A 25,374-nucleotide genomic window follows, 5' to 3' on the forward strand; every position below is an offset into this window, starting at 1 on the left:
AAACCATTATGCACACCGCAGATGACGAGCCGAAGGCTCTTTACGCGCTGCGTTGGGCATTCCCCACGCCAGAGCGGAAAAGTGCACGGCCGGCTCGCCGGGCGGTGGTCAGGCTGCCTTCTTGAGCGCCTTGACGGCCTTGAGCACGTCGTCGACATGGCCCGGAACCTTGAGCCCGCGCCATTCGGCCTTCAGGATGCCGTCGGCGCCGATCAGGAAGGTGCTGCGCTCGATGCCCTTGACCTTCTTGCCGTACATGATCTTGTTCTTGACCACGCCGAACATGTGGCACATTTTTTCTTCGGTGTCGGCGATGAGCTCGAAGGGCAGCTCGAGCTTGGCCTTGAATTCGTCGTGCGACTTCATGTTGTCGCGGGACACGCCGAACACCGTGGCGCCGGCCTTTTCGAAGTCCTTGTAGCGGTCGCGAAACTGCATGGCTTCGGTGGTGCAACCCGGAGTGTTATCTTTCGGGTAAAAATACATGACCAGCACGTGGCCGAGATGCGAGGTATTCGAGACCTTGAGGCCGCCCGTGGCGTTGGCGTCGAATTCAGGAATGGGTTTGTTGACAACGATCGCCATGAAACTTGTTTTCTCCGTTAGATTCCGTTCCCGAGCCCTCTCGTCCCGTTTCGGACGGGACTTGCTCAAGGAATGGAGGATTGGTCGTTGCTAACTTTGGGGTAGCGGGCCTGTTCGCAACCCGGTATTTTACCCCGAAAATACCTCTCTCAGCCACCTGCCGGGCTCTCGACCAGCAGGGCGGCAATCACATGCCGGCCTTCTCCGGCCAGGATGTTGTAGGTTCGGCAGGCTGCCGCGGTGTCCATGGTTTCGACGCCGGTGCGCTGCGCCATCAGGGGCTTCAGCCATGCGGGCTGGGGGAAGCGGATACGGTTTCCGCTGCCGAAAATGATCAATTCCGCACCCAGGGCCGCCAATTGCGCGAAATGTTCGGCGCCGAGCTGATCGAAGCTCGAACAATTCCATTCGAAGCGCTCGCCGCGCGAGCCAACCACTACGCTGCCTTCGACTTTTTCGTTGTTGATTGCCACCCAGCCGGGGCCGTGTGCGGTGAGGGACTGAGCGTCGGATTTGTCGGGCTGGAGCTTCATCTGGGCACTGGGAACTGTGGTCAAATTATAGGTTTTCCCTAGTGCCACGGGGCTCGCAAGGGCCTTTGACTCCGCGGTGACCCCGCATCAAGCGCATCCAAGCAACTCCGTAACCCGCGCCCGGGAGGGCCTTTTGAAGCAGCTCAAGAAATCGGCCAAGCTGGCCAACGTTCTTTATGACATCCGCGGTCCCATCATGGACGCCGCCAAGCAGATGGAAGAGGACGGCCAGAAGATCATCAAGCTCAACATCGGCAACCTCGCCGTGTTCGGCTTCGATGCCCCCGAGGAAATCCAGCAGGACATGATCCGCAACCTGCCCACCTCGGCCGGTTATTCGGACAGCAAGGGCGTCTTCGCCGCGCGCAAGGCGGTGATGCACGAGACGCAGAAGCAGGGCATTGCGGGCGTCACTCTCGACGACATCTACCTCGGCAACGGCGCCAGCGAGCTGATCGCCATGTCCACGAACGCGCTGCTCAACGACGGCGACGAGCTGCTGCTGCCGGCCCCCGACTACCCGCTGTGGACCGCCTCCACGAGCCTGTCGGGCGGCACGCCGGTGCACTACCTGTGCGACGAAGCCAACGGCTGGATGCCGAACCTCGACGACATCCGCGCAAAGATCACGCCGCGCACCAAGGGCATCGTGGTCATCAACCCGAACAATCCGACTGGCGCGCTGTACTCCACCGACCTGCTCAAGAGCATCGTGGCCATCGCGCGCGAGCACAGCCTCGTGATCTTCGCCGACGAGGTCTACGACAAGGTGCTGTACGACGGCGTCAAGCACACCGCCATTGCCAGCCTGTCGAGCGACGTGCTCACGCTCACCTTCAATTCGCTGTCCAAGAGCTACCGTTCGTGCGGCTACCGCGCCGGCTGGCTCGTGGTGTCGGGCGACAAGCGCAGTGCGCAGGACTACATCGAGGGCCTGAACATGCTCTCGAACATGCGCCTGTGCGCCAACGTGCCGGGCCAGTGGGCGATCCAGACGGCCCTCGGCGGCTACCAGAGCATCAACGACCTCGTGTGCGAGGGCGGCCGCCTGCGCCGCCAGCGCGACTTGGCCTACGAACTCATCACCGCCATTCCGGGCGTGAGCTGCGTCAAGCCGAGCGCTGCGCTCTACATGTTCCCCAAGCTCGACCCCGAGGTCTATCCGATCGAGGACGACCGCCAGTTCTTCCTCGAGCTGCTGAAGGAAACCCGCGTGATGCTGGTGCAGGGCACCGGCTTCAACTGGGCCACGCCCGACCACTTCCGCATCGTGTTCCTGCCCCACGAAGACGATCTGCGCGAGGCCATCAACCGCATCGCGAGGTTCCTGGAGCAGTACCGTTTGCGCCGCAAGTCGCGCTCATGAAGTCTGCTTGCATCGCTGCGGCGCTGTTGCTCGCCGCGTTGTCCGCCGGAGCTGCCGACAAGGAGACCGTCTCGTTCTCGCACAACGATTGGGAGCTGGCCTGCGACAACACGCGCACCTGCCGCGCCGCCGGCTACCAGCCGGACAGCGGGGCGAGCGAGCCGGTGTCGATGCTCATCACCCGCAAGGCCGGGCCCGGCACGGCAATCGACATCCAGCTGCAGATCGGCGATGACGACGGCGTCAAGGGCCCGCTGCGCTTCAAGGTCGGCAAGGCCACCGTCTCGGGCCTGGCTGCGGGCACCGCCAGCTTCGACGAGAGCCAGATCCGCACCGTCCTGCCCGAGCTGCTCAAGGGCGACGACGCCACGGTGACGGCCGGCGGTGGCAAGAAGTGGACTCTTTCGCTCGCCGGCCTCAACGCCGTGCTGCTGAAGATGGATGAGGCCCAGGGTCGCGTCGGCACGCCGGGCGCGCTGGTGCGCCGCGGCAGCAAGCCCGAGTCCTCGGTACTGCCACCAGTACCGGCCCCCGTCGTGAACGTGGTCACGCCGCCGAAGGCGCACCCCGGCGACGACGCACTGGCCGCTCGCATCTTCCCGTCCCTGAAGCTGGACAGCGCCAAGGAAGATTGCAACAACCGCGAAGACATCAACGCCAAGTCGCTGACCGTCTCGCGCCTGACCGACCGGAAGGTGCTGCTGTCGCTGGGCTGCGGCATGGGCGCTTACAACTATTCCAGCCTGCTCTGGATCGCCAACGACAAGCCGCCCTACGCGCCGGTGTCCATCGAGGCGAACGGCGACTTCGACGAGAAAGACGCCAGCGTCACCTCCGCCATGAAGGGCCGAGGCATCGGCGACTGCTGGTCGAGCGAGACCTGGCATTTCAACGGCAAGGACTTCGTGCGCACCGGCTCCACAGGCGACGGCATGTGCCGCGGCTTTGCCGGCGGCGCCTGGAGCCTGCCGCGCTACGTCAGCCGCGTCGTGACTTCCACGCCGTCCGCCACCCCATCCAAACCATGAACGCGACTCTCCCAATGAAACCCATCCAAGTAGGCCTGCTCGGCGCAGGCACGGTCGGCAGCGGCACCTTCAAGGTGCTCCAGCGCAACCAGGAAGAAATCAAGCGCCGCGCCGGCCGCGGCATCGAGATCACCATGGTGGCCGACCTCGACACCGCCCGCGCCCGCGAAGTGGTCGGCGAAGGCGTCAAGGTGGTCAGCGACGCGCGCGAAGTCATCGCCAACCCCGACATCGACATCGTCATCGAGCTCATCGGCGGCTACGGTATTGCCAAGCAACTGGTGCTCGAAGCCATCGCGGCCGGCAAGCACGTGGTCACGGCCAACAAGGCGCTGCTCGCGGTGCACGGCACCGAAATCTTTGCGGCCGCGCATGCCAAGGGCGTGATGGTGGCCTTCGAGGCCGCGGTGGCCGGCGGCATCCCGATCATCAAGGCGCTGCGCGAAGGTCTCACGGCCAACAGCATCCAGTGGCTGGCCGGCATCATCAACGGCACCACCAACTTCATCCTGTCCGAGATGCGCGACAAGGGCCTGGACTTCGCGACCGTGCTCAAGGAAGCGCAGCGCCTGGGCTATGCCGAAGCCGACCCGACCTTCGACATCGAAGGCGTCGACGCCGGCCACAAGGTCACGCTTATGAGCGCCATCGCCTTCGGCATTCCGGTGCAGTTCGACAAGGCCCACATCGAGGGCATCACCAAGCTGGCCGCGCAGGACATCAAGTACGCCGAGCAGCTGGGCTATCGCATCAAGCTGCTGGGCGTCACCAAGCGCACCGCCAAGGGCATCGAGCTGCGCGTGCACCCGTCGCTGGTGCCGTCGAAGCGCCTGCTGGCCAATGTCGAAGGCGCGATGAACGCGGTGGTGGTGCATGGCGACGCCGTCGGCACCACGCTCTACTACGGCAAGGGCGCCGGCAGCGAGCCCACGGCCAGCGCCGTGATCGCCGACCTGGTCGACATCACCCGCCTGCACACCGCCGACGCAGCTCACCGCGTGCCGCACCTAGCCTTCCACCCCGACGCAATGAGCGACCTGAAGGTGCTGCCGATGTCGGAGGTCGTCACCAGCTACTACCTGCGCCTGCGCGTGGCTGACCAGGCCGGCGTGCTCGCCAAGGTCACTGGCCTGCTCGCTACCGCCGGTATCAGCATCGACGCCGTGCTGCAGCGCGAAGCCGACGAAGTGGGCGGTGAAGGCTCGACGCAGACCGACCTCATCATCCTCACGCACGACGCGCGTGAAGGTACCGTCAACGACGTGCTGGCCGAACTGCAGGCGCTGCCCACGGTGCTGGAGCCGATCGTGCGCATTCGCAAGGAAGAGCTGTCCTGAGCGTGCAATGACCATGGAACGCCGCCGTGCCCACGCTCATTGCCACCTTCGCGCTGGTCGGGTTGCTCCGGTTCGCGCATGTGGAAATGCCTCGTTGGCACCTGGCGTTCTGGTTCGCGGTGCTGGTCACGCTGGCGCTGTTCGCCAGCCTTGGCTGGCGGCAGCTTGTGCTCAACGGCGCGGGCAGCTTTCTCGCCGCCTGGGCGTATTTTTCGGCGCTCGACGCAACCGACAATGTCGAGTACCGGCTCCCGCACTACTTCATTCTTTTCTTCGGCATGCTGGCGTTGATCGGCTCTCGCTTCTGGCTTGACATCCGCCACTATGGAATCGGTCTCTAGGAATATCCCGTGAACTACCTGAGCACCCGCGGCCACCCTGACCGCAAGCGCTTCTGCGAAATCCTCCTCGAAGGCCTTGCGCCCGATGGCGGCCTCTACCTGCCTGAAACGTATCCGCAGGTCGACACCGCAACGCTCGCCAAATGGCGTGCGCTACCGTATGCCGAACTGGCTTTCGAGATCCTCTCGCTCTACATCGACGACATTCCGCCGACCGACCTGAAGGCGATCTGCGCGAAGACCTACACCGCCGAAGTGTTCGGCACCGACGAAATCGTGCCGCTGCGCGAGCTCGAGGACGGCGTGTACCTCGAGGCCCTGTCCAACGGCCCCACGCTGGCCTTCAAGGACATGGCGATGCAGCTGCTGGGCAACCTGTTCGAGTACGAACTGGCCCGCCGCGGCGCCGAGCTCAACATCCTCGGTGCCACCAGCGGCGACACGGGCAGCGCGGCCGAATACGCCATGCGCGGCAAGAAGGGCGTGCGCGTCTTCATGACCTCGCCCGACGGCCGCATGAGCCCGTTCCAGCAGGCGCAGATGTTCAGCCTGCAGGATGCCAACATCCACAACATCGCCATCACCGGCGTGTTCGACGACTGCCAGGACATCGTCAAGGCGGTGTCGAACGACCTGGGTTTCAAGCGCAAGTACCGCATCGGCACGGTCAACTCGATCAACTGGGCGCGGCTGCTGGCGCAGGTCGTCTACTACTTCGCGGGCTACTTCCAGGCCACTGCGAGCAACGACAAGCCGGTGAGTTTCACCGTGCCCTCGGGCAACTTCGGCAACGTCTGCGCGGGCCATGTGGCGCGCATGATGGGCCTGCCGATCCAGACGCTGGTGGTCGCCACCAACGAGAACGACGTGCTTGACGAGTTCTTCCGCACCGGCGTCTACCGCGTGCGCGCTGCCGTCGACACGCACGAGACCTCCAGCCCCTCGATGGACATCAGCAAGGCCAGCAACTTCGAGCGCTTCGTGTTCGACCTGGTGGGACGCGATCCTGCAAAGCTGCGCAAGCTGTTCGTGGACGACCTGGGCCTGCAAGGCAGCTTCGACCTGAGCGCCGACCCCGCGTTCAAGCAGGCTGCCGGGCGCTTCGGCTTCCGCAGTGGCCGCAGCACGCACGCCGACCGCCTGGCCACCATCCGCGACACCGAGAAGCGCTTTGCCACGCTGGTCGATCCGCACACGGCCGACGGCCTCAAGGTCGCGCGCGAGCAGCTCGCGCCCGGCGTGCCGATGGTGGTGCTCGAAACCGCGCTGCCGATCAAGTTCGCCGCCACGCTGGTCGAGGCGCTGGGCGAAGAGCCCGCGCGGCCGAAGAAGTTCGAGGGCATCGAGGCGCTGCCCAAGCGCGTCGTCAAGCTGCCTGCGGACGCCGAGGCCGTCAAGGCCTACATCGCAGAGAACTGTGACTGATCACGGCCGGGCTCCCGCATGAAAGTCGTCGGTTTCGCCGGCTACTCGGGCGCGGGCAAGACCACGCTGCTTGAGCGCCTGATTCCGGCGCTCAAGCGGCTCGGCCAGCGCGTGTCGGTGGTCAAGCACGCGCACCACAAGTTCGACATCGACCATCCTGGCAAGGACACCTACCGCCACCGGGAGGCCGGTGCCTTCGAAGTGGTCGTAGCGTCCGACAAGCGGCTGGCCGTGATGCGCGAATTCGAAGCTCCGGTCGAACTCAGCGTGCACCAGTTGCTGGCCGAGGTGCACCCGGCGGCCGACTGGGTGCTGGTCGAGGGCTTCCGGCACAGCGACGTGCTCAAGATCGAGGTCTGGCGCGAGCCGGAGGCGGGCGAGCCTTCGCGGCCTGTGCTGTACACCAACGATCCCTTCGTCACCGCCGTGGCCACCGACGCGCCGGCCAGCCTGCCGTCGCCCACCGAACGGCCGCTGTTCGACCTCAACGACGCCGAGGCCATTGCGAAGTGGTTGATCGACAGCGGCGACCGCTTCGAATACAACCCCGATCACCATGGCTGAATCCCCCGTTCCTTTCTCCGCTTCTTCTTCGCGCCCCCCGCTGATGCCTTTGGACGAGGCCATCGCGGTCCTGCTCGCGAAGGCAACGCCGAGGCTGTCCACCGAGAGCGTCGGCACCTTCGACGCCGACGGCCGCGTGCTGGCGCAAGACCTCGTCTCCGGCCTCACGGTGCCGCCGCGCGACAACAGCGCGATGGATGGCTACGCCGTGCGCATCGCCGACTGCGCCGCGCCCGGTGCCGAGCTGACAGTGGCGCAGCGCATTCCCGCGGGTACCGTCGGCACGCCGCTCGCGTCCGGCACGGCGGCCCGCATCTTCACCGGCGCGCAAATTCCAGAGGGTGCCGATGCGGTCGTGATGCAGGAAGACACCACGGCCACGCCACAGGAAGGCAGCCTGGGCTCGGTACGCATCGCCATCGTTCCGGCGGCCGGCCAGTGGATTCGCCGCGCGGGCGAAGACGTGGCCTCCGGCGACATCGTGCTGAAGCAGGGCGAGCGCCTCGCGCCCGCCGCGCTCGGCCTCGCGGCCAGCGTCGGCTTTCACAAGCTGCAGGTGGCCCGCAAGCCGCGCGTGGCCATGCTCTCCACCGGCGACGAGCTGGTGATGCCCGGCGAGGTCGCGCCCGACGCGATGAAGCCCGGCGCCATCTACAACTCGAACCGCTTCTTCATGCGGGCCTTGCTGCATCGCCTGGGCTGCGAGGTGAATGACCTGGGCATCGTGCCCGACGACCGCGAAGCCACCATCGCCGCTCTGCGCAACGCGGCCGAGGCCAGCGATCTGATCATCACTACCGGTGGTGTCTCCGTCGGCGAGGAAGACCATATCCGCGCAGCGCTGCAGTCGCTCGGCGAGCTGCAGCTCTGGTCGCTGTCGATGAAGCCCGGCAAGCCTTTCGCCTATGGCTCCATTGCGCGCAGCAACGGGCAGGGCGCATGTCATGTGACGGGGCTGCCCGGCAATCCGGTGTCGAGCTTCCTCACCTTCCTGATGCTGGTGCGGCCCTTCCTGCTGACGCTGCAGGGTGCCGCGCGCATCGCGCCGGAAGCGGTGAAGATGCGCGCCGATTTCGACTGGCCGCGTGCCGACAAGCGCCGTGAGTTCCTGCGCGCGCGGCGCAATGCGGCCGGCGGCCTCGACCTGTTCGGCAGTCAGAGTTCGGGCGTGCTCACGTCGATGGTCTGGGGCGACGGCTTGGTCGACAACCCGTCGGGCCAGACGATCAAGTCGGGCGACACCGTCAACTTCATTCCCTTCGCATCGCTGCTGGGCTGAATCGCATGAAGGTCCAGGTCCGTTATTTCGCCTCGGTGCGCGAGGCACTTTCCAGCAGCGGCGAAACCGTCGACGCGCGAGCCGAAACGCTGTCGGCCCTGCGCGACGAACTCATCGCCAGGGGCGGCGCCTACGCCACCGCGCTTGCGCGCGGCAAGGCGGTGCGCATGGCGCTCGACCAGGCCATGAGCGATGAAGCCGCCGCCCTGAGCGAAGGCTGCGAAGTCGCTTTCTTCCCGCCTGTCACGGGCGGTTGAGCCGGGCGTCCAGCGCTACAAGGCGCTCTCGCAGGCCGTCGGACGCGCGGGTCATCGGCGAGCGCAGCTCGTCGCGCATTTCGCCCATGTGCGCCAGCAGTGCCTTCAGCGGGCCCGGGTTCGGCTCGGCAAACAGCATTTCCACCAGCGGTTGCAGTGCCTGCCATTCGGTGCGCGCCTCGGGCAACCGGTTTTCCGCTAGCAAGCGCACCAGCTGGACGAAGCGGCGCGTCTGCACGTTTCCGCTGGCTGCGATGGCGCCCACGCCGCCCTCGGCCATGGTGCCGAAGATCTGGTGGTCTTCGCCCGTCAGCACCTGCAGCCTGCCGTCGGCGATCACTGCGCGTGTCTTGGCCATGTCGCCGCCACAGTCCTTGATGCCACGAATGCGCGGATGCCCGGCCAGCGCCAGCAGCGTGTCGCGGGCGATGGTGACGCCCGTGCGGTAGGGAATGTCGTAGACCAGCACCGGCACCGTGCTCGCATCGGCGATGGCGCGGAACCATTCGAGCAGGCCGGCCTGCGACGGGCGGATGTAGTTCGGCGCGGACACCAGAAGGCCCGCCAGCGAGCGTTCCGAGAGCTTGCGCGCCCAAGCCGTGGCCTTGCCCAGGTGATAGCCCGAAATGCCCATGATGACCGGCAACCCGCCGGCCGCTGCCAGTACGGTGTCGAGCACAGCCAGTTGCTCGGCCTCGTCGAGCGCGGCGGCCTCGCCTGTGGAGCCACAGGGCACGAAACCCGTCACGCCGTCGTCGGCGAGCCGCCGGGTCAGCGTGGCGAGAGCGGCATGGTCCACCGCGCCGTCGCGGAACGGTGTGACGAGGGCCACCCAGAAGCCAGAGAAATCGGGGGTGATGGAGCTTGGTTGTTGATGAGGCACGCGGGTTTCCTTTCAGGAATCGACCGATGGAAAGAACCACCGTCCGATGCGCGCACAACCCAAGAGGGGCCAAAGCCTTTTGCAGGTTCCGTCGCTCATCCGACGACGGAACCTCGGCTCCGGTCAGACGAGCTTTGGTTTTTTGGCTTTGTTGCTGCCTTGGCGCGCACGGCGGCCTTCGGGGTGCGAAGGCACCGGGAAGAGCGTGGCGAGACAAGGCATTGCGGCAGTCTATCGCGATGCCACAATTCGGACATGAGCGTTGCGCGTGTTTCGATCCAGATGGCCGATTTCGACCTTTCGCAGGAGGTCGCCGCGTTGCGCGACGGCGACAAACGCGTGGGCGCCGTCTGCAGCTTCGTCGGCACCGTGCGCGACAGAAATAGTGCCCCCACGCTCGGCACTGGCGTGTCCTCGCTGCCCCCCGAGGGGGCGCTTTCGCCTTGGGGCGGCCCGGCGGCGAAAGACGACGGCGGCACCATCACCTCGATGGAGCTGGAGCACTACCCCGGCATGACCGAGAAGGCCATCGAAGCCATGATCGACGAGGCGCACAAGCGCTTCGACATCCTGGGCGCGCGCGTGATCCATCGCGTCGGGCTGTTGCAGCCGCTGGACCAGATCATGATGGTGGCGGTGATCTCGGCCCATCGCGGCCAGAGCTTCGAGGCCTGCGAGTTCCTGATGGACTATCTCAAGACCCAGGCGCCGTTCTGGAAGAAAGAGCAGACGCCCGAAGGCGCCCGCTGGGTCGATGCGCGCGTGGCCGACGACGCGGCGCTGGCGCGCTGGGGCATCAGCGCCCCGAATGCCTGAAGACGCTCAGAGGGGCTTGAAGCCGCTCGCCTGGATGATCCGTTCCCAGGTCTGCGTGTACGTGCGCACGCGGCCCGCGAACTGGCCCTGCGGCTCATAGCCGACCGTCAGCCCCATCGTCGTCAGTTTCTGCTTCACGTCGGGCATTGCCAGCACCTTCTGCAGCGCATCGCCGTACTTGTCGATGATCGGCTGTGGCGTGCCCACCGGCGCGAAGATGCCGTAGTAGGGCAGGTCTTCCAGGTTCGCGAAGCCCAGCTCGGTGAAGGTCGGCACGTTCGGAATCACGGCCTGGCGTTTGGCGCCGATGGAGGCCACGATGCGCACCTTGCCCGCCTTGTGGTTCTCGATGAAGTCCGGCACCGAGGCGATGCCCGCGGTGATCTGATTGCCCAGCATGTCGGCCGTCATCGGCGCGCTGCCGCGGTAGGGGGCGGGCTGCACGTCGATCTTGTACTTGTCCGAAATCATCTTCACCAAAAACTCGGGGATCGAGGCCGGCGCAGGGATGCCGATGGTCTCCTTGCCGCCCTTCTGCGTGCGGACCCACTTCACGTACTCGTCGATGGTCTTGGCTGGCGTTCCGCCCGACACGGCCAGCACATTGGCAAAGGTGGCGAAGCCGGCCACGGGCACGAAGTCGGTGGCGGGGTTGAAGCCCGGGTTCTTCACCACCTGCGGCAGGATCGAGATGGTGTGGTCGTGCGACAGGAACAGCGTGTGGCCATCTGCCGGGGAAGACTTCAGCACCGTTGCCGCAATCTGCCCACCCGCGCCGGCGCGGTTTTCGACCACCACGGGCACGCCCAGCACGTCCTTGAGTTTTTCGCCCAGCGTGCGTGCAATGGCGTCGGTGCCGGCGCCGGCGGGGAAGCCCACCAGCAGGCGGATCGGTGTGCCGCTCTGGGCCTGCGCCGGGGCCAGCACGGCGCCCGACAGACCCAGCGCCAGCAGCAGCTGCACCCCGCGCGACACGACATTGCGCCTTGAAAAGGACATGATGAACTCCAAAAACTGCAAAAGTGGAAAGAACAAGAAAAAGCCCCCCAAGCGGTTTTGCACTTGAAGGGACGGCGAACGGCCCTATTTTGAATGCAGGAATCAAGCCATGCGACAAGACAAATTCACCACCAAATTTCAGGAAGCCCTGGGCGACGCTCAGTCGCTCGCACTGGGCAACGACAACGCCTACATCGAGCCAGCCCACCTGCTGGCGGCGATGCTGCATCAGGACGACGGCCCGCGTGCCCTGCTCGAACGCGCCGGCGTCAACGTGCCTGGCCTGACGCAGGCGGCCGAGGCCGCCATCAAGAAGCTGCCGCAGGTGCAGGGCCACGACATCGTGCAGGTCGGCCCCGAGCTGGGCAAGCTGCTGCAGGCCACCGAGAAAGAGTCGATCAAGCGCAATGACCAGTTCATTGCCGGCGAACTCTTCCTGCTCGCACTGGCCGACAGCAAGGCAGACATCGGCAAGACCGCCCGCGAAAATGGCCTGAGCCGCAAGTCGCTCGAAGCCGCCATCGACGCCGTGCGCGGCGGGCAGGGCGTGAACAGCGCCGATGCCGAAGGCCAGCGCGAAGCGCTCAAGAAATACACCACGGACCTCACCGAGCGCGCCCGCCTGGGCAAGCTCGACCCGGTCATCGGCCGCGACGAGGAAATCCGCCGCGCCATCCAGGTGCTGCAACGCCGCACCAAGAACAACCCCGTGCTCATCGGCGAACCGGGCGTGGGCAAGACCGCCATCGTCGAAGGCCTGGCGCAGCGCATCGTTGCGGGTGAAGTGCCCGATTCGCTCAAGGGCAAGCGGGTGCTGTCGCTCGACATGGCTGCGTTGCTGGCTGGTGCCAAGTTCCGTGGTGAATTCGAAGAGCGCCTGAAGACCGTGCTGAACGAACTCGCGAAGGACGAAGGCCAGACCATCGTCTTCATCGACGAGCTGCACACCATGGTCGGCGCAGGCAAGGCCGAAGGCGCGATGGACGCGGGCAACATGCTCAAGCCCGCGCTCGCACGCGGCGAGCTGCACTGCGTAGGTGCCACCACGCTCGACGAATACCGCAAGTACATCGAGAAGGACGCCGCGCTGGAGCGCCGCTTCCAGAAGATCATCGTGGGCGAGCCCAGCGTCGAGGCCACCATCGCCATCCTGCGCGGCTTGCAGGAAAAATACGAAGTGCACCACGGCGTGCAGATCACCGACCCGGCCATCGTGGCCGCGGCCGAACTGTCTGACCGCTACATCACCGACCGCTTCCTGCCCGACAAGGCCATCGACCTGATCGACGAGGCCGCGGCCAAGATCAAGATCGAGATGGACTCCAAGCCCGAGGTCATGGACCGCCTCGACCGCCGCCTGATCCAGCTGCAGATCGAGCGCGAAGCCGTGCGCCGTGAAAAGGACGAGGCCTCGCAGAAGCGCTTCGGCCTGATCGAGGACGAGATCGAGAAGCTGCAGAAGGAAATTGCCGACTACGACGAGATCTGGCAGGCCGAGAAGGCCCAGGCCCAGGGCAGCGCGCAAGTGCGCGAAGACGTCGACAAGATCAAGTTCCAGATCGAAGAGTGGAAGCGAAAGGGCGACTTCAACAAGGTCGCCGAGCTCCAGTACGGCCAACTGCCTGCGCTCGAAAAGCGCCTGAAGGAAGCCGAGGCCAACGAGGCGAACAAGGGCAAGTCCAGTGCGCCCACGCTGCTGCGCACCCAGGTCGGCGCGGAAGAAATCGCCGAGGTCGTGGCGCGCGCAACCGGCATTCCGGTTGCCAAGCTGATGCAGGGCGAGCGCGACAAGCTGCTCGTGATGGAAGACAAGCTGCACGAGCGCGTGGTCGGCCAGGACGAGGCCATCGGTGCGGTCGCCAACGCGATCCGCCGCTCGCGCTCGGGCCTGTCCGATCCGAACCGCCCGACCGGTTCGTTCCTGTTCCTCGGCCCTACGGGCGTGGGCAAGACCGAGCTGTGCAAGGCGCTCGCGGGCTTCCTGTTCGACAGCGAAGACCACCTGATCCGCATCGATATGAGCGAGTTCATGGAGAAGCATTCGGTCGCCCGCCTGATCGGCGCGCCTCCGGGCTACGTGGGCTATGAAGAGGGCGGCTACCTCACGGAAGCCGTGCGCCGCAAGCCCTACAGCGTGGTGCTGCTCGACGAGGTCGAGAAGGCCCACCCCGACGTGTTCAACGTGCTGCTGCAGGTGCTCGACGATGGCCGCCTTACCGACGGCCAGGGCCGCACCGTGGACTTCAAGAACACCGTGATCGTGATGACGAGCAACATCGGCTCGCCCATCATCCAGGCCATGGTGGGCCAGCCTTCCGAAGAGATCAAGGAAGCGGTGTGGGACGAGCTGAAGAACTACTTCCGCCCCGAGTTCCTGAACCGCATCGACGAGACGGTCGTGTTCCATGCGCTCGACGCGAAGAACATCGAATCGATTGCCGCGATCCAGCTCAAGGTGCTGAAGGCGCGGCTCGCGAAGATGGACCTGGGCCTGGAGGTGTCGCCGGCGGCGTTGGCAGAGATCGCCAAGGTCGGCTTCGACCCGGTGTTCGGTGCGCGTCCGCTGAAGCGCGCCATCCAGCAGCGCATCGAGAACCCGCTCTCGAAGCTGCTGCTCGACGGCAGCTTCGGACCGAAGGACACGATCGAGGTCACGACCGACCCGATCCAGTCGCCGGGCAAGTTCTCGTTCGCCAAGGCCGGGGAACCAACGGCGGCGGCTGCAGCCTAAAGTTCGATGATGAACTTCATTTTTCGCGTCATTCTTCTGCTCCTGGGGCTGGTCTTCGCGGCCAGCCTGGCCGTCGCGGTCATGCTGCTGGCGGCCGTGTGGGGTGTGCGCTACGCCTGGGGGCGTCTCACGGGCAAGCCCGTGACGCCTTGGGTCATGCGTTTCAACCCGCGCTCGGGTTTCGATAAATTTCGTAATGCGGCACAACCGGCCGAACCGACCGCCGCCGACGTGGCCAACGCTCGCGCGCGCGGCGAATCGGTGGAGCGCCCGGTGCGCATTCGCGGCAGCGCCAGCGACGTGACCGACGTGTCGCCGAAGTCGGTCTCGCGCGGCTAAGCCGCCGCTATTTCAGGCGCGACAACCCGTCGCGCCTTTCGCCGTCAGAATCGTCCTCCTGCAGCCGCCGCTGAGTGCGGCTTTTCGCTTTCATCAGGAGAGACATTCCATGACCTCGCGCGACATCTTCGTGGTCGGCACCGCCCGCACCGCCATCGGCACCTTCGGCGGAGCGCTGAAGGACGTGCCCAACACCCAGCTTGCCACCACCGCCGTCAAGGCCGCCATCGAGCGCAGCGGCGTCGCGGCCGATGCCATCGGCCACGTGGTGATGGGCAACGTGATTCCCACCGACGTGAAGGACGCGTACCTTAGTCGCGTGGCGGCCATCGACGCGGGCTGCCCCATCGAGACACCGGCCTTCAACGTCAACCGCCTCTGCGGCTCGGGCCTTCAGGCCATCGTGTCGGCGGCGCAGGCCATTGCGCTGGGCGACTGCGACATCGCCATCGGCGGCGGCTCGGAATCGATGAGCCGCGGCCCGTATTTCGACACCTCGGCGCGCTACGGCGCTCGCATGGGCGACGCGGTGTTGGTCGACTACATGCTCGGCATCCTTCACGACCCGTGGGAGAAGATCCACATGGGCATCACGGCCGAGAACGTGGCTGCGCGCTATGGCATCACGCGCGATCAGATGGATGAGCTGGCCGTCGCTAGCCAGCAGCGCGCGGCAGCTGCCATTGCAGCGGGCCGCTTCAAGGAGCAGATCGTTCCGGTCGAAGTGAAGACGCGCAAAGGCATCGTCTTGTTCGACACCGACGAGCACGTGCGTGCCGACACCACCGTTGACACACTGTCGAAGATGAAGCCCGCCTTCAAGAAGGACGGCCTCGTCACCGCCGGCAACGCCTCGGGCATCAACGACGGTGCTGCCGCGGTGGTACTGGCCAGCGGCGAGAGCGTCAAGGCGCGAGGCCTGAAGCCACTGGCGCGCCTCGTCGGCTATGCGCACGCCGGTGTCGAGCCCGCATACATGGGCATCGGCCCCGTGCCGGCCACGCGCAAGGTGCTTGAGCGCACCGGCCTGAAGGTGAGCGACTTCGACGTGATCGAGTCGAACGAAGCCTTCGCGGCGCAGGCCTGCGCAGTCATCAAGGAGCTGGGCTTCGACCCTGCCAAGGTGAACCCGAACGGCTCGGGCATTTCGCTGGGCCATCCGGTGGGCGCGACCGGCGCGATCATCACGACGAAGGCGATTGCCGAACTGCAGCGTACGGGTGGCCGCTATGCGCTGGTCACGATGTGCATCGGCGGCGGCCAGGGCATTGCCGCCGTTTTCGAAAGAGTCTGAGCGCCATGCTCCGCCCACCCATCCTGATCGACCCCGACGAGGTCGACTTCAGCGCCATCCGGGCGCAGGGCGCGGGCGGGCAGAACGTCAACAAGGTGTCGAGCGCGGTGCACCTGCGCTACGACATCCACGCCAGCTCGCTGCCGGCCGACGTGAAGGAGCGGCTGCTCGCCCTGCGCGACAGCCGCATCACGCAGGAAGGCGTGTTCGTGCTGAAGGCGCAGCAGCACCGTACGCAGGAGATGAACCGCGCCGACGCGCTCGCACGCCTGCAGGCGGTGATCGACAGCGTGGCCACGCCGCCGCGTGTGCGGCGCGCCACCAAGCCGACTTACGGCTCGAAGCAGCGACGGCTCGAAGGCAAGAGCCAGCGCTCGCAGATCAAGAACCTGCGCGGGCCGGTGCGGGACTGAGCGCGCCAGCGCCGCCGCGCAGCCGGCGGATCTGCAGGCCGACGCCGATCAGGTACAGCACGAACAGCACGCCCGTGATCGCCTTGAGCTCCGGCGCGTCGGCGTTCGGCAGCAGCGGTGCGCCGAGCGGCAAGCGCGTCAGCGTTTCCGTGAAAGCCGGAATCCAGTGGAACAGGAAGCTCGCCGAGAACGCGATGGCCTCGACATAGCGCGCCGACTTGCCGAAGAGCGCGCCCCGGCCCGCGAGCGTGCCCACGGCCAGCGCCAGCAGCGTGATGATGCCCAGCGCGTGCGGCTTGCCGAAGCCGCCGTGCTGGAAGATGCCGAAGCCCGTGAGGCACGTGAGCACGGTGGTCCAGACGAAGACCTGGCCGAGCCCGGTGCGCATCGTGATCTCCTTGTAGCGGAACAGGGCCAGCAGGCCCGCAACGACGGCGATCAGGCTGATCGCGGTATGAACTGTGCCCAGGGACGTGAGTCCCAGCCATCCTGTCGGTGCCATGCGGATCCCCTCGTTGTTCGTGGTGCGGCATTCTGGCGCGTTGCAACGAATTTGTGCGATCTGGGATGAATTGAGTGCAAAAGGCCCTGCTTTACGGGCCTGAAACATCTCCCAAGCACAATCGTGCTCATGAGAAGGCTCTTTTCGCGCGCCGTGCTGGCTGCGCTCCTGCTTGTGCCGGCCGCGGCGCTCCTGACCGGCTGCGGTCCGGGAGCGGCGGCGCAGCAGGGCGCAATCGCCGCCCCGGCCCCCGAGCTCAAGTGGGAAGAGCTGATTCCCAAGAGTTGGGACCCGACCAAGCGCTACCGCAACATCAGCCTCGAAGCGCTGCGCGACAACGACCCGCGCGCGATCCAGATGCTCGACGAGATGCGTGCCGTCTGGGACAACGCGCCGGTCAACGTGGCGCTCGACGGCAAGCCGGCCAAGCTGGCGGGCTTTGTCGTACCGCTGGAGAGCACGCAGGACGGCCTCCGCGAATTCCTCTTGGTGCCGTATTTCGGCGCCTGCATCCACACCCCGCCTCCGCCCGCCAACCAGATCGTTCACGTGATCGCGGCCACCACCGTGAAGGGCCTGCACGCGATGGACACGGTGTACGTCAGCGGCACGCTGAAGGCGGCGCGCTATTCGTCGGTGGACATGGGCGTGAGCGGCTACGAGATCAAGTCGGCCGCGGTCGAGCGCTTCGTGGCCAGGCAGCCGCAGTAAGCCGCGGCAATCGCCGGCCACGCAGCTCAAGCCATGCGCTGCGACAGAAAGTCCAGGAACGACGTGATGCGTGCCGTCAACTGCGTGTTGCGGTAGTACACCGCGTTGACCGGCTGGCGCACGTCCGCCGTTTCTTTCGCCAGCACCTGCACCAGCGCGCCGCTCGCGCGGTCGGCACCCGTCATGAAATCCGACAGGCAGACGATGCCCACGCCGGCCAGCGCCAGCTGGCGCAGCGTTTCGCCGCTCGACGCCATCAGCGTCGGCGCGATGTTCCATTCGTCGCCATGCACGCCGCGCAGGGGCCAGCGGTTCAGCGACTCGGGCTGGGTGAAGCCCAGCAGCGCGTGCTCGGCCAGGTCGGCCACCTTGCGTGGCTTGCCGTGCGCTTCGAGGTAAGTCGGACTCGCGAGCACGCGCAGCCTGTGCGTGCCCAGCGGCCGCGCATGCAGCGTGGAGTCGCGCAGCGGCCCGATGCGAATCGCGATGTCGGTGCGGCGCTCCAGCAAATCGATGGGCAGGTCGTCGGTGTCGAGCTCCAGGCTGATCTGCGGGTAGAGCCTTCTGAACTCCGGCACCAGCGGCACGATGGCGTGCAGCATGAAGGGCGAGGCCGCGTTCACGCGCAGCCGGCCGGCCGGCTGCTGGCGGCGCGCGGCCATTTGCTCTTCGGCATCGTCGATGGCGTCGAGGATGGCGCGCGTGCGCTGCAGGAAGGCCGCGCCTTCCTCCGTGAGTTCGAGCCGCCGCGTGGTGCGGCGAAGCAGCGTGGTGTCGAGCTTCTGTTCGAGCCGGCTCAGCGCGCGGCTGATGCCCGAGACCGTTTGCGCCAGCTGCTCGGATGCGGCCGTGATGGAGCCCGTGTCCACCACCGTGCGGAACGCGACCAGTTCTTCGATGGTGGTCTTCATGGGCGCTGGCAGGTCAGGCTTCGGCTTCCTGCACCACGGGCATGTCGTCGATGCGCGGCATCAGCGCCGCGAGCGCCTCGCCGTCGGTGCGGTAGCTGAACAGCATCGGTCCTGGAGCCAGCAGGCCGGCGCGCTCCAGCACCTGCATCGCGGGCAGCTTCAGGCCACTCAGGTGCAGGCGGATGCCCTTGGATTCCATCATCCGGCGGATCGAGCCGAACACCTCGGCGCCGGTGATGTCGATGCGGTTGATGGGTTGCGCGAACAGGCACACGTCGGTGAGCTCGGGCCGCTCGGCCAGCGCCACGGTGAGCGCGCGTTCGAGCGTGGAGGCCGAGGCGAAGTCGAGTTCCGCGTCCATGCGCAGCGCATAGAGCTGAGGCGCCAGCGGCGGCAGCTTCCAAAGGTTGCGATCGCGCAGGCTGCCGTCGGGGTGCAGGCCCACTTCGATGATGCGCGGGTGCAGGTGCCGGTACATGTAGTGCGCCATGCTCGCCAGCAGTCCGCCGAGCACGCCCCAGTAGATGCTGGGCGCGGTCGCGATGGTCAGCACGAAGGTGCCGAAGGCAATGCCCGCCTCGATGCGTGACACGCGCCACAGCGCCGCAAAGCTCGCGGGCTTCACCAGCCCGAGGATGGCCGTGACCACCACCGCCGCCAGCACCGCCTGCGGCACGTGGTACAGCAGCGGCATCAGCCACAGCAGCGCACCGGCCACCACGACCACGCTGAACAGCGTCGCCCAGCCGGTCTGCGCGCCCGCATAGAGCGTGATGGCAGAACGCGAGAACGACGAGCTTGTGGGAAACGCGCCCGTGAAGCCTGAGGCCAGCTTGGCGAGACCCTGGCCGATCAGGTCCTGGTTTTCGTTCCACAGCGTGCCGGCGCGCGCGTTGTCGACCTTGGCGCTCGACGCGGTTTCAAGAAAGCTCACCAGCGTGATCATCAGCGCCGGCAGCACCAGCGCACTGAAGGTGCTCACAGGCAGCAGGCCGGGCCAGTAGAACGAGGGCAGGCCCGAGGGCAGGCTGCCCACCACCGCACCGCCGCGCAGCGCGTAGTCGATGACCCAGCTGATGGCGGCCGCGCCAGCCACCAGCGCCATCGTGGTCGGAAAGCGCGGCAGCATGCGCTTGCCCAGCCACAGCACCGCGATGCTGCCGAGCCCGAAGGCAATGGCCACGAGGTCGGGCAGCGGCCCGCCCTGCAGCACTTGCGGAATGGTGCGCCCCGTGAATCCGAGCAGCGCGGGCAACTGCGAGATAGCGATCAGCACCGCCGCGCCCTGCGTGAAGCCGATGAGCACCGGCGAATTGACCAGCCGCAGCAGCCAGCCGAAGCGCCCCGCACCCAGCACGATCTGGATCGTGCCCGACATCAGCGTGAGCCACACCGCCATCGCCACCCACTCGGCGCTGCCTGCCACCGCCAGCGGCGCGAGCGAGGCGCCGACCAGCAGGCTGGTGAGCGCCGTGGGACCGACCGACAGCCGCTGCGACGAACTGAACATCACCGCGATCAGCGCCGGGAACAGCGCCGCGTACACGCCCGTGACCAGCGGCATGCCCGCCAGCGCCGCATACGCCACGCCTTGCGGAATGACCATCAGCGCCACGGTGATGCCGGCCATCGCCTCGTTGCGCAGCAGCGCGGCGGAAGGGCGCGGCCAGGCGAGACAGGGAACCCAGCGCGCGAGGCGCTGGCGCAGGGAGGGAGAGGGGGTAGCCGGGGTCATGGAAATTTGCGGGCGCACTGGGGAAAACTGCAGGCACATGCGCGGTGCGCCGCGCGGGAGCGATGTGGAATGCGGGTCGAGGTCAGATCAGCGAAGTCGCGTTCTTGAGAACGTAGTCGCAGGCCTTTTCCTTCACCTTCGACGACAGGCCCTTGAAGTTCAGCGACTTGCCGTCACCGCCCTGCAGCAGGCCCTTGGCGCCGCTGGCGAAGCCGGTTTCCTGCTTCTTCTGCCCGGTGATCTTGGCGAGCAGCTTGTCTTTGACCGAGGCCGCGTCGCCGCCCAGGTAGTTGTTCTTCACGCAGTACTGCAGCACGCCGGCTGCGTTGCCCATGGTGCTGGAGCCGATGGCGGGCATCTTGAAGCCCAGGTTGCTGCCGAGGCTGCCGAGCGCAGACCCGCCAGTGTTGCCTTGCGAGTTGGCGCTGGCCGCTTCGCCGGCCTTTTCCTTCAATTGGTCGAGCAGGTCGTTGGCTTGTGCCGAGGCGCAAGCCGCGAGCAGCGCCAGGGCGATGAGGGTGGAACGAGCGTGCATGGTGTCCTCCTGTCGGTAAGCGTGATGGAAAGCGGCCACCAGCATACCGGAGACGCCGGGGGCGTAGCCCCGGTTGCGCGCGCTGTTTACTTCGAGCGTGGCGGGCGCTTTTCGAGCAGGGGAGCACTGGTGCCCTGTACACCGACCAGGCCAAGCACCGTCACCAGCGAGTTCTGCGCACCCTTCCAGCCATCGGTCACGTCGATCCACTCGGACAGCGCATGGAAGCCGCCGGTCTTGCCGCCGCCGCCGATGATGATGGCCGGAATGCCCAGCGACATCGGCACATTGGCGTCGGTGCTCGCGCCCGTCAGCAGCGTCTTGTGGCCGAAGGCGCTGTTCGCGCGCGTGGCGGCTTCGACGATCACGGTGTCCGACTGCGTGCGGCCACCCGGACGGTCGCCGATGAGCTTGGTGCTCACGCTCAGCGTGCTCACGTTCCAGCGCTTGTTTTCCTCGACCACGGCTTCGTCGATGGCCGCGAGGATCTTCTTTTCGGTTTCGAGCAGCGGCGCCATTTCGTCGGAGCGGATGTCGACCGCCATGCGGGCATCCGGCGCAATGGTGTTGACCGAGGTGCCGCCACCAACGGTGCCGACGGTGAACGTCGTCTTCGGGAAACTCGGCGTGCGGATATCGGCGATTTTGGCGATGGCGCGGCCCATGCCATGGATGGCGCTGGGCACTTGGCCGAAGGCGCCGTAGCTGTGGCCACCCGGGCCCTTGAAAGTCACTTCGTAGCGATGGCTGCCGGTGCCCAGCATCAGCACCGTGCCGTCCGGGGCGGGCTCCAGGCCGACCATGCCGTCGATGTCGAGGTTGTCGCGGAAGATGGCCTTGATGCCGCGCAGGTTGCCGAGTTCTTCTTCGCCGACGTTGCCCACGAACAGCAGATCGCCCACCGTCTGGACCTTGTTGTCGTTCAGCACCTTGAGCCACGACAGCAGCACCGACAGGCCACGCGTGTCGTCGGAGATGCCGGGCGCGTAGAGCTTGCCGTCGCGCTCCTTCACCTTTACGTCGGTGCCGGCAGGGAACACGGTGTCGAGGTGGGCCGAGATCAGCAGCTTGGGGCCGTTGCCAGTGCCCTTGCGCAGGCCGACGACGTTGCCTTCGGCGTCGATCTTCGCGTCCGTCAGGCCAAGGGCCTTCATTCGGGCGAGGAAGGCTTCGGCGCGCTTCTGTTCCTTGAAGGGCGGTGCCTCGATCTCGGTCAGCATCTTCAGGTCTTCGACCGAGCGATCGTGGTCGGCCTTGACGGCATCGAGCAGCTTCTGGATGGCGGGCGAGGCCATCAGCTGGGTGTAGGCCTTGTCCACGTCGGGCCGCACCTGCGTAGGCGTGGCCGCGACGCTGCCGCTCTGGGCGTGCGCGAGGCCGGCGGCCGCGGAGGCCAGGGCAATAACGAGCGGGGCGAGACGAAGCGACACGGGGCGGGGCATGGTGCGGGGATGTCCTTGTAGGCGAGCAACGCCGACGCGGCGTCTTCAGTGATTCTTACGGCTGTGTTAGTCGAGCGCTCTGGTTTAATCTTCGGCGTCGTCAGTTTTTCTAACAAAGCCCGCCATGCGCCGCCACATTCCCAGCACCCGTGCGCTGCTGATCTTCGACGCCGTGGCCCGCCACCATGGCGTGGGCAAGGCCGCGGAGGAGCTGTGCCTCACGCACAGCGCGGTGAGCCAGCAGCTGCGGCTGCTGGAAACCCAGATCGGCGTGCGGCTGGTGCAGCGCACGGCGCGCGGCACCGAGCTCACCGAGGCCGGGCGGCGCTATCACGGGCAGATTTCCGGCGACCTGCTGCGGCTGCAGAACCACACGCTCGAAGCCATGGCACAGCGCACTGACGGCCTTCGCCTGCTGGTGGGCGCGGTGCCGGTGCTGGCCGAGGGCTGGTTGACGCCGCGGCTGCCGGAATTCATCGCGCGGCACCCGGGCTGCAGCCTGCACCTGCAGGTGTTCCCGACGCATCTCTACATGGAGGACATGTCTTTCGACGTGGGCGTGCAGTACGACGATGCGGTGTGGCCCGGCGCGAATGCGTTGCCGTTGATGGGCGAGTCCTGCGTGGTGGTGTGCTCGCCGCAGGCAAAGGGGCGAGCGGCCATGGCGCGCGGCGATTTCCGCGCGGCGTCGTTGCTGCAACTGCGCACGCGTGTGGGCGCCTGGGAAGAATGGTTTGAACAGACGGCACATGCGCAGCGGCCCGAAAACCTGGTGACGGGGCACCGCTTCGACCTGTTCTCGTCGCTGGTCGCGGCAGTGCGCGCCGACCTGGGCGTGGGGCTGGTGCCCGAGTACTTCGTCGAGCGCGAGTTGCGTTCGGGCGAGCTGGTGCTGGCCTGCCCGCATCGGGCGCCGTCGAGCCGGGGCTACAGCGTGTTCGTGGCGCCGAGCCGCGCGGACGATCCGCTGGTCAGCGCTTTCGTGGCGTGGCTGTGCGCGGCGGCCGCACTGCCAGAGACCTTGCCTGCCTAGGCGCGGCGGAAGAGCAGCACGGAGTTCGTGCCGCCGAAGGCGAACGAATTGCTGATGGCGGCTTCGAGCGACGGCGCTGCCGCGTCGTCTTGCGTGACGAGGTTCAGCCTGCAGTCCGCGTCGATCTCGCGGCAGTTCGCGTTGGGCGGCAGTTGCCGCTGGTGCAGCGCCAGCACGGTGATGAGCGCTTCAATGGCACCTGCCGCTCCCAGCAGGTGGCCATGCAGCGCCTTGGTTGAACTCACGCGCAGCGTGTCGAGGTCGTCGCACCACACATCGGCCAGCGCATTGCGCTCGACCACATCGCCGATGCGCGTGGCCGTGCCGTGTGCGTTGCAATAGCCCACGTCGCGCGGCTGCAGGCCGGCCTGGCGCAGGGCGGTGCGCAGCGCGCGGGCCTGGCCGGGTGCGTCGGGCTTGGTGAGGTGGGTGGCATCGCTGCTCAGGCCCCAGCCGGCCAGCGTGGCATAGCTGCGGGCGCCGCGTGCGCGTGCCCGCTCGGCGGATTCGAGGATCAGGAAGGCAGCGCCTTCGCCGAGCGCAAAGCCGCTGCGGTCGGCGGCAAAGGGCCGCACCGCGCCGGCCGCCTCGCCGGGCTGGAAGGTGGCCAGCGTCTGCATAGCCTGCCAGGCCACGACCACGCCCGGCACGATCAGCGCTTCGCTGCCGCCGGCAATGGCGATATCGACCTCGCCGCGTTGCACGGCCTTGGCCGCTTCGGCAATAGCGGCCGAAGAAGAAGCGCAGGCGACAGAGTAGGTAAGCACCGGGCCCTGCACGCCCTGGCGCATTGCCACATGGGCAGCCGGTGCGTTCGGCATGAAGGCGGGAATGGTGAGCGGTGAAACGCGGCCATTGCCGCGGTAGGCCGCTTCGAGCGCCGCTGCTCCGCCCATGCCGCAGCCGGCAAAAACGCCCACGCGCTCGGGATCGGCGTCGGCAACGGTGAGGCCCGCGTCGCGCATCGCCATGTCGGCGGCGGCCACGGCCAGCTGGCTCACGCGGTCGACGCCCGCGAGCTGCAGCTTGGTGAACCAGCGGGTTTCGTCGAAGGCCACGGTGGCCGCGGCGGCCGGCTTGGGCAGATCCGCAAAGATGGGCTGGATGGCCGACCGGCCTTGCAGCAGGGCCTGGAACAACGCGTCGGGCTCGCCGCCGTGCGGCGCCATGACACCCAGTCCGGTGACGGCGACCTCGTGGTTCACGCGACTTTCGCGGCTCGTACCTTGTCGACCAGCAGCGCGAGTTCGGCTAGGGTGTCGATGCTCGCGTCCTCGTCGGGCATGGTGATGCCGAAGTGGTCTTCGATGGCGAACAAAAACTCGGCGAGGGCCAGCGAATCGAGTCCGCCGGTTTCCCGCATCGAGGCGTGGGGGTCGAGCTTCGACGGTTCGATGCCGTACTTCTCGTGGATCAGGTCCTGCAATTCCTTCAGCGAACTCATCGTGCAATGCCTGTCGTCATGTGCCGTTGATCGATTGCCACCGTGTGGTGGTGCCATTGAATCGATCCCTTCCTCGTCGGCCAGTGGTGAGTGTGGTCAGTGATTGCAGATGATATCCGCTCCGACCTGAGGGGCATCCCCTCGCTAACGCGCCCCTGGGCGCCAACGCAACGAGGGTAGTGCGAAGGCCATACCCAGCAGCGCGCCGGCCGCCACGTCCAGCGCCACGTGCTGCTTGACCGCCAAGGTCGAGTAGGCAATTGCGGCGAACCAGGCCCAGTTCAGCACGCGCCACAGGGCCGGCGTGCGCGCTTCGCGCAGCACGTGTTCGACGCGGATGGCGGTGAAGATGGCCACGGCCACGTGCATCGAGGGGCAGGCGTTGCCCGCCGCGTCCACGCCCTGCAGCATCGCGAAACCGGGGTAGCCGGTGCCGTCGATGGCCATAGGGGGTATCTGGGTCGGCCAGAAGTAGAAGAGGCTCAGGCCGGTGATGCACAGCGCACCGATCCACAGCCCGTAGACCACCAGCTCGCGGAACGTGAGCTGCAGTCCCGGCGCGATGCCCACGTACACCCAGAGTGAGAGATACGCGCCCAGCGTGTAGGGCTGGAACGGAATCAGGTGGTCCAGCGGCGTCAGTGGCATCACCACCACTGGAAAGGCCGGGTTGCGCAGCAGGTGGAAGTAGCCGATGAAGAACAGCCACGTGAAGACAGTGGTGCCGACCGCCTTCAGCAGGAAATGGCGGCGCACGCGCAACCAGATCTCGGCGGTCCACGTCGGGGGCCGGGCGTCGGGCGCCATGTGCAGGGGGATCGGTGAGTGCATGGTGTTGTCGGTCGCCGATCTTGCCAGAGCACCATGAAGC

Annotated in this window: 27 protein-coding genes; 15 read left to right on the forward strand and 12 right to left on the reverse strand. The window is 66.6% G+C overall.

Going from position 1 to position 25,374, the window contains the following annotated elements:
- Window positions 1-108 precede the first annotated feature (108 nt).
- Together ACSFBF_RS16025 and ACSFBF_RS16030 are read right to left on the reverse strand one after the other, a co-directional pair.
- On the reverse strand, window positions 109-585 hold the full coding sequence (locus ACSFBF_RS16025; RefSeq protein WP_007830801.1) for a peroxiredoxin: 477 nt from the start codon (window positions 583-585) through the stop codon (window positions 109-111).
- A gap of 149 nt (window positions 586-734) precedes the next feature.
- On the reverse strand, window positions 735-1,118 hold the full coding sequence (locus ACSFBF_RS16030; protein ID WP_093203314.1) for an Mth938-like domain-containing protein: 384 nt from the start codon (window positions 1,116-1,118) through the stop codon (window positions 735-737).
- A gap of 133 nt (window positions 1,119-1,251) precedes the next feature.
- Here ACSFBF_RS16030 and ACSFBF_RS16035 point away from each other — a divergent pair, with 133 nt between their 5' ends.
- From ACSFBF_RS16035 to moaD, 8 genes are read left to right on the forward strand one after another with little or no spacing between them, the layout of a single operon-like run.
- A complete protein-coding gene (locus tag ACSFBF_RS16035) occupies window positions 1,252-2,484 on the forward strand; it encodes a pyridoxal phosphate-dependent aminotransferase (RefSeq protein WP_435468549.1) in 1,233 nt (410 codons plus the stop codon).
- Window positions 2,481-3,512, forward strand: coding sequence for a DUF1176 domain-containing protein (locus ACSFBF_RS16040; RefSeq protein WP_435468551.1), 1,032 nt, complete (start codon window positions 2,481-2,483; stop codon window positions 3,510-3,512). Before ACSFBF_RS16035 ends, ACSFBF_RS16040 begins: the two co-directional genes overlap by 4 nt.
- 14 nt (window positions 3,513-3,526) lie before the next feature.
- Window positions 3,527-4,849 (forward strand): homoserine dehydrogenase, encoded by a 1,323-nt coding sequence (locus ACSFBF_RS16045; protein WP_435468553.1) that lies wholly within the window; start codon window positions 3,527-3,529, stop codon window positions 4,847-4,849.
- Between the two features lie 26 nt (window positions 4,850-4,875).
- Window positions 4,876-5,190, forward strand: a complete 315-nt coding sequence (locus ACSFBF_RS16050; protein WP_435468555.1) for a response regulator — start codon at window positions 4,876-4,878, stop codon at window positions 5,188-5,190.
- A gap of 9 nt (window positions 5,191-5,199) precedes the next feature.
- On the forward strand, window positions 5,200-6,615 hold the full coding sequence (thrC, locus tag ACSFBF_RS16055; protein WP_435468557.1) for a threonine synthase: 1,416 nt from the start codon (window positions 5,200-5,202) through the stop codon (window positions 6,613-6,615).
- Between the two features lie 18 nt (window positions 6,616-6,633).
- Complete coding sequence (gene mobB / locus ACSFBF_RS16060) at window positions 6,634-7,179, forward strand: molybdopterin-guanine dinucleotide biosynthesis protein B (protein ID WP_435468559.1); 546 nt, start codon at window positions 6,634-6,636, stop codon at window positions 7,177-7,179.
- The gene (locus ACSFBF_RS16065) at window positions 7,172-8,458 is read left to right on the forward strand and encodes a molybdopterin molybdotransferase MoeA (RefSeq protein ID WP_435468561.1); all 1,287 of its coding nucleotides are present in this window, start codon (window positions 7,172-7,174) and stop codon (window positions 8,456-8,458) included. The genes mobB and ACSFBF_RS16065 overlap by 8 nt, the downstream gene beginning before the upstream one ends.
- Window positions 8,459-8,463: 5 nt before the next feature.
- On the forward strand, window positions 8,464-8,715 hold the full coding sequence (gene moaD / locus ACSFBF_RS16070) for a molybdopterin converting factor subunit 1 (protein WP_435468563.1): 252 nt from the start codon (window positions 8,464-8,466) through the stop codon (window positions 8,713-8,715).
- On the opposite strand, the gene dapA is transcribed toward moaD, so the two are convergent.
- Complete coding sequence (dapA, locus tag ACSFBF_RS16075; RefSeq protein WP_435468565.1) at window positions 8,702-9,598, reverse strand: 4-hydroxy-tetrahydrodipicolinate synthase; 897 nt, start codon at window positions 9,596-9,598, stop codon at window positions 8,702-8,704. The genes moaD and dapA overlap by 14 nt on opposite strands.
- A 255-nt stretch (window positions 9,599-9,853) precedes the next feature.
- Here dapA and ACSFBF_RS16080 point away from each other — a divergent pair, with 255 nt between their 5' ends.
- Window positions 9,854-10,414, forward strand: a complete 561-nt coding sequence (locus tag ACSFBF_RS16080; RefSeq protein WP_435468567.1) for a molybdenum cofactor biosynthesis protein MoaE — start codon at window positions 9,854-9,856, stop codon at window positions 10,412-10,414.
- Between the two features lie 6 nt (window positions 10,415-10,420).
- On the opposite strand, the gene ACSFBF_RS16085 is transcribed toward ACSFBF_RS16080, so the two are convergent.
- Entirely contained in the window at window positions 10,421-11,413 is a 993-nt protein-coding gene (locus ACSFBF_RS16085) for a Bug family tripartite tricarboxylate transporter substrate binding protein (protein ID WP_435468569.1), read from the reverse strand.
- A 109-nt stretch (window positions 11,414-11,522) separates the two neighbouring features.
- Here ACSFBF_RS16085 and clpB point away from each other — a divergent pair, with 109 nt between their 5' ends.
- The 4 genes from clpB (at window position 11,523) to arfB (ending at window position 16,190) form a co-directional block, all read left to right on the forward strand.
- A complete protein-coding gene (gene clpB / locus ACSFBF_RS16090) occupies window positions 11,523-14,144 on the forward strand; it encodes an ATP-dependent chaperone ClpB (RefSeq protein WP_435468571.1) in 2,622 nt (873 codons plus the stop codon).
- Between the two features lie 9 nt (window positions 14,145-14,153).
- A complete protein-coding gene (locus tag ACSFBF_RS16095) occupies window positions 14,154-14,483 on the forward strand; it encodes a hypothetical protein (RefSeq protein WP_256216808.1) in 330 nt (109 codons plus the stop codon).
- A 109-nt stretch (window positions 14,484-14,592) separates the two neighbouring features.
- Window positions 14,593-15,777, forward strand: coding sequence for an acetyl-CoA C-acyltransferase family protein (locus ACSFBF_RS16100; RefSeq protein ID WP_435468573.1), 1,185 nt, complete (start codon window positions 14,593-14,595; stop codon window positions 15,775-15,777).
- 5 nt (window positions 15,778-15,782) lie between these two features.
- On the forward strand, window positions 15,783-16,190 hold the full coding sequence (gene arfB / locus ACSFBF_RS16105) for an alternative ribosome rescue aminoacyl-tRNA hydrolase ArfB (protein WP_354339363.1): 408 nt from the start codon (window positions 15,783-15,785) through the stop codon (window positions 16,188-16,190).
- On the opposite strand, the gene ACSFBF_RS16110 is transcribed toward arfB, so the two are convergent.
- The gene (locus tag ACSFBF_RS16110; protein ID WP_435468575.1) at window positions 16,159-16,692 is read right to left on the reverse strand and encodes a DUF2306 domain-containing protein; all 534 of its coding nucleotides are present in this window, start codon (window positions 16,690-16,692) and stop codon (window positions 16,159-16,161) included. The two genes, arfB and ACSFBF_RS16110, sit on opposite strands and share 32 nt — an antisense overlap.
- Window positions 16,693-16,821: 129 nt before the next feature.
- On the opposite strand from ACSFBF_RS16110, the gene ACSFBF_RS16115 reads away from it, so the two are divergent.
- On the forward strand, window positions 16,822-17,403 hold the full coding sequence (locus ACSFBF_RS16115) for a DUF3299 domain-containing protein (protein ID WP_435468577.1): 582 nt from the start codon (window positions 16,822-16,824) through the stop codon (window positions 17,401-17,403).
- Between the two features lie 26 nt (window positions 17,404-17,429).
- On the opposite strand, the gene ACSFBF_RS16120 is transcribed toward ACSFBF_RS16115, so the two are convergent.
- From ACSFBF_RS16120 to ACSFBF_RS16135, 4 genes are all read right to left on the reverse strand, one after another.
- Window positions 17,430-18,314, reverse strand: coding sequence for a LysR substrate-binding domain-containing protein (locus ACSFBF_RS16120; protein WP_435468579.1), 885 nt, complete (start codon window positions 18,312-18,314; stop codon window positions 17,430-17,432).
- A gap of 13 nt (window positions 18,315-18,327) precedes the next feature.
- Window positions 18,328-20,049: a SulP family inorganic anion transporter gene (locus tag ACSFBF_RS16125; protein WP_435468581.1), complete on the reverse strand. Its 1,722-nt coding sequence runs from the start codon at window positions 20,047-20,049 to the stop codon at window positions 18,328-18,330.
- 82 nt (window positions 20,050-20,131) lie between these two features.
- Window positions 20,132-20,584: a DUF2501 domain-containing protein gene (locus ACSFBF_RS16130; RefSeq protein ID WP_435468583.1), complete on the reverse strand. Its 453-nt coding sequence runs from the start codon at window positions 20,582-20,584 to the stop codon at window positions 20,132-20,134.
- 86 nt (window positions 20,585-20,670) lie between these two features.
- Window positions 20,671-22,026 carry a M20/M25/M40 family metallo-hydrolase gene (locus ACSFBF_RS16135; RefSeq protein WP_435468584.1) on the reverse strand — a complete coding sequence of 452 codons (1,356 nt, stop codon included), beginning with the start codon at window positions 22,024-22,026 and terminating at the stop codon, window positions 20,671-20,673.
- A gap of 124 nt (window positions 22,027-22,150) precedes the next feature.
- Here ACSFBF_RS16135 and ACSFBF_RS16140 point away from each other — a divergent pair, with 124 nt between their 5' ends.
- Window positions 22,151-23,059, forward strand: a complete 909-nt coding sequence (locus ACSFBF_RS16140; RefSeq protein WP_435468586.1) for a LysR substrate-binding domain-containing protein — start codon at window positions 22,151-22,153, stop codon at window positions 23,057-23,059.
- On the opposite strand, the gene ACSFBF_RS16145 is transcribed toward ACSFBF_RS16140, so the two are convergent.
- From ACSFBF_RS16145 to ACSFBF_RS16155, 3 genes are all read right to left on the reverse strand, one after another.
- The gene (locus tag ACSFBF_RS16145; RefSeq protein ID WP_435468588.1) at window positions 23,056-24,264 is read right to left on the reverse strand and encodes a beta-ketoacyl-[acyl-carrier-protein] synthase family protein; all 1,209 of its coding nucleotides are present in this window, start codon (window positions 24,262-24,264) and stop codon (window positions 23,056-23,058) included. The two genes, ACSFBF_RS16140 and ACSFBF_RS16145, sit on opposite strands and share 4 nt — an antisense overlap.
- Entirely contained in the window at window positions 24,261-24,503 is a 243-nt protein-coding gene (locus ACSFBF_RS16150; RefSeq protein ID WP_093050999.1) for an acyl carrier protein, read from the reverse strand. Before ACSFBF_RS16150 ends, ACSFBF_RS16145 begins: the two co-directional genes overlap by 4 nt.
- A 144-nt stretch (window positions 24,504-24,647) precedes the next feature.
- Window positions 24,648-25,334 (reverse strand): phosphatase PAP2 family protein, encoded by a 687-nt coding sequence (locus ACSFBF_RS16155; RefSeq protein ID WP_435468590.1) that lies wholly within the window; start codon window positions 25,332-25,334, stop codon window positions 24,648-24,650.
- Window positions 25,335-25,374 lie beyond the last annotated feature (40 nt).

The organism is Variovorax nivicola, from assembly GCF_051216475.1.
Taxonomy (GTDB): Bacteria; Pseudomonadota; Gammaproteobacteria; order Burkholderiales; family Burkholderiaceae_C; genus Variovorax.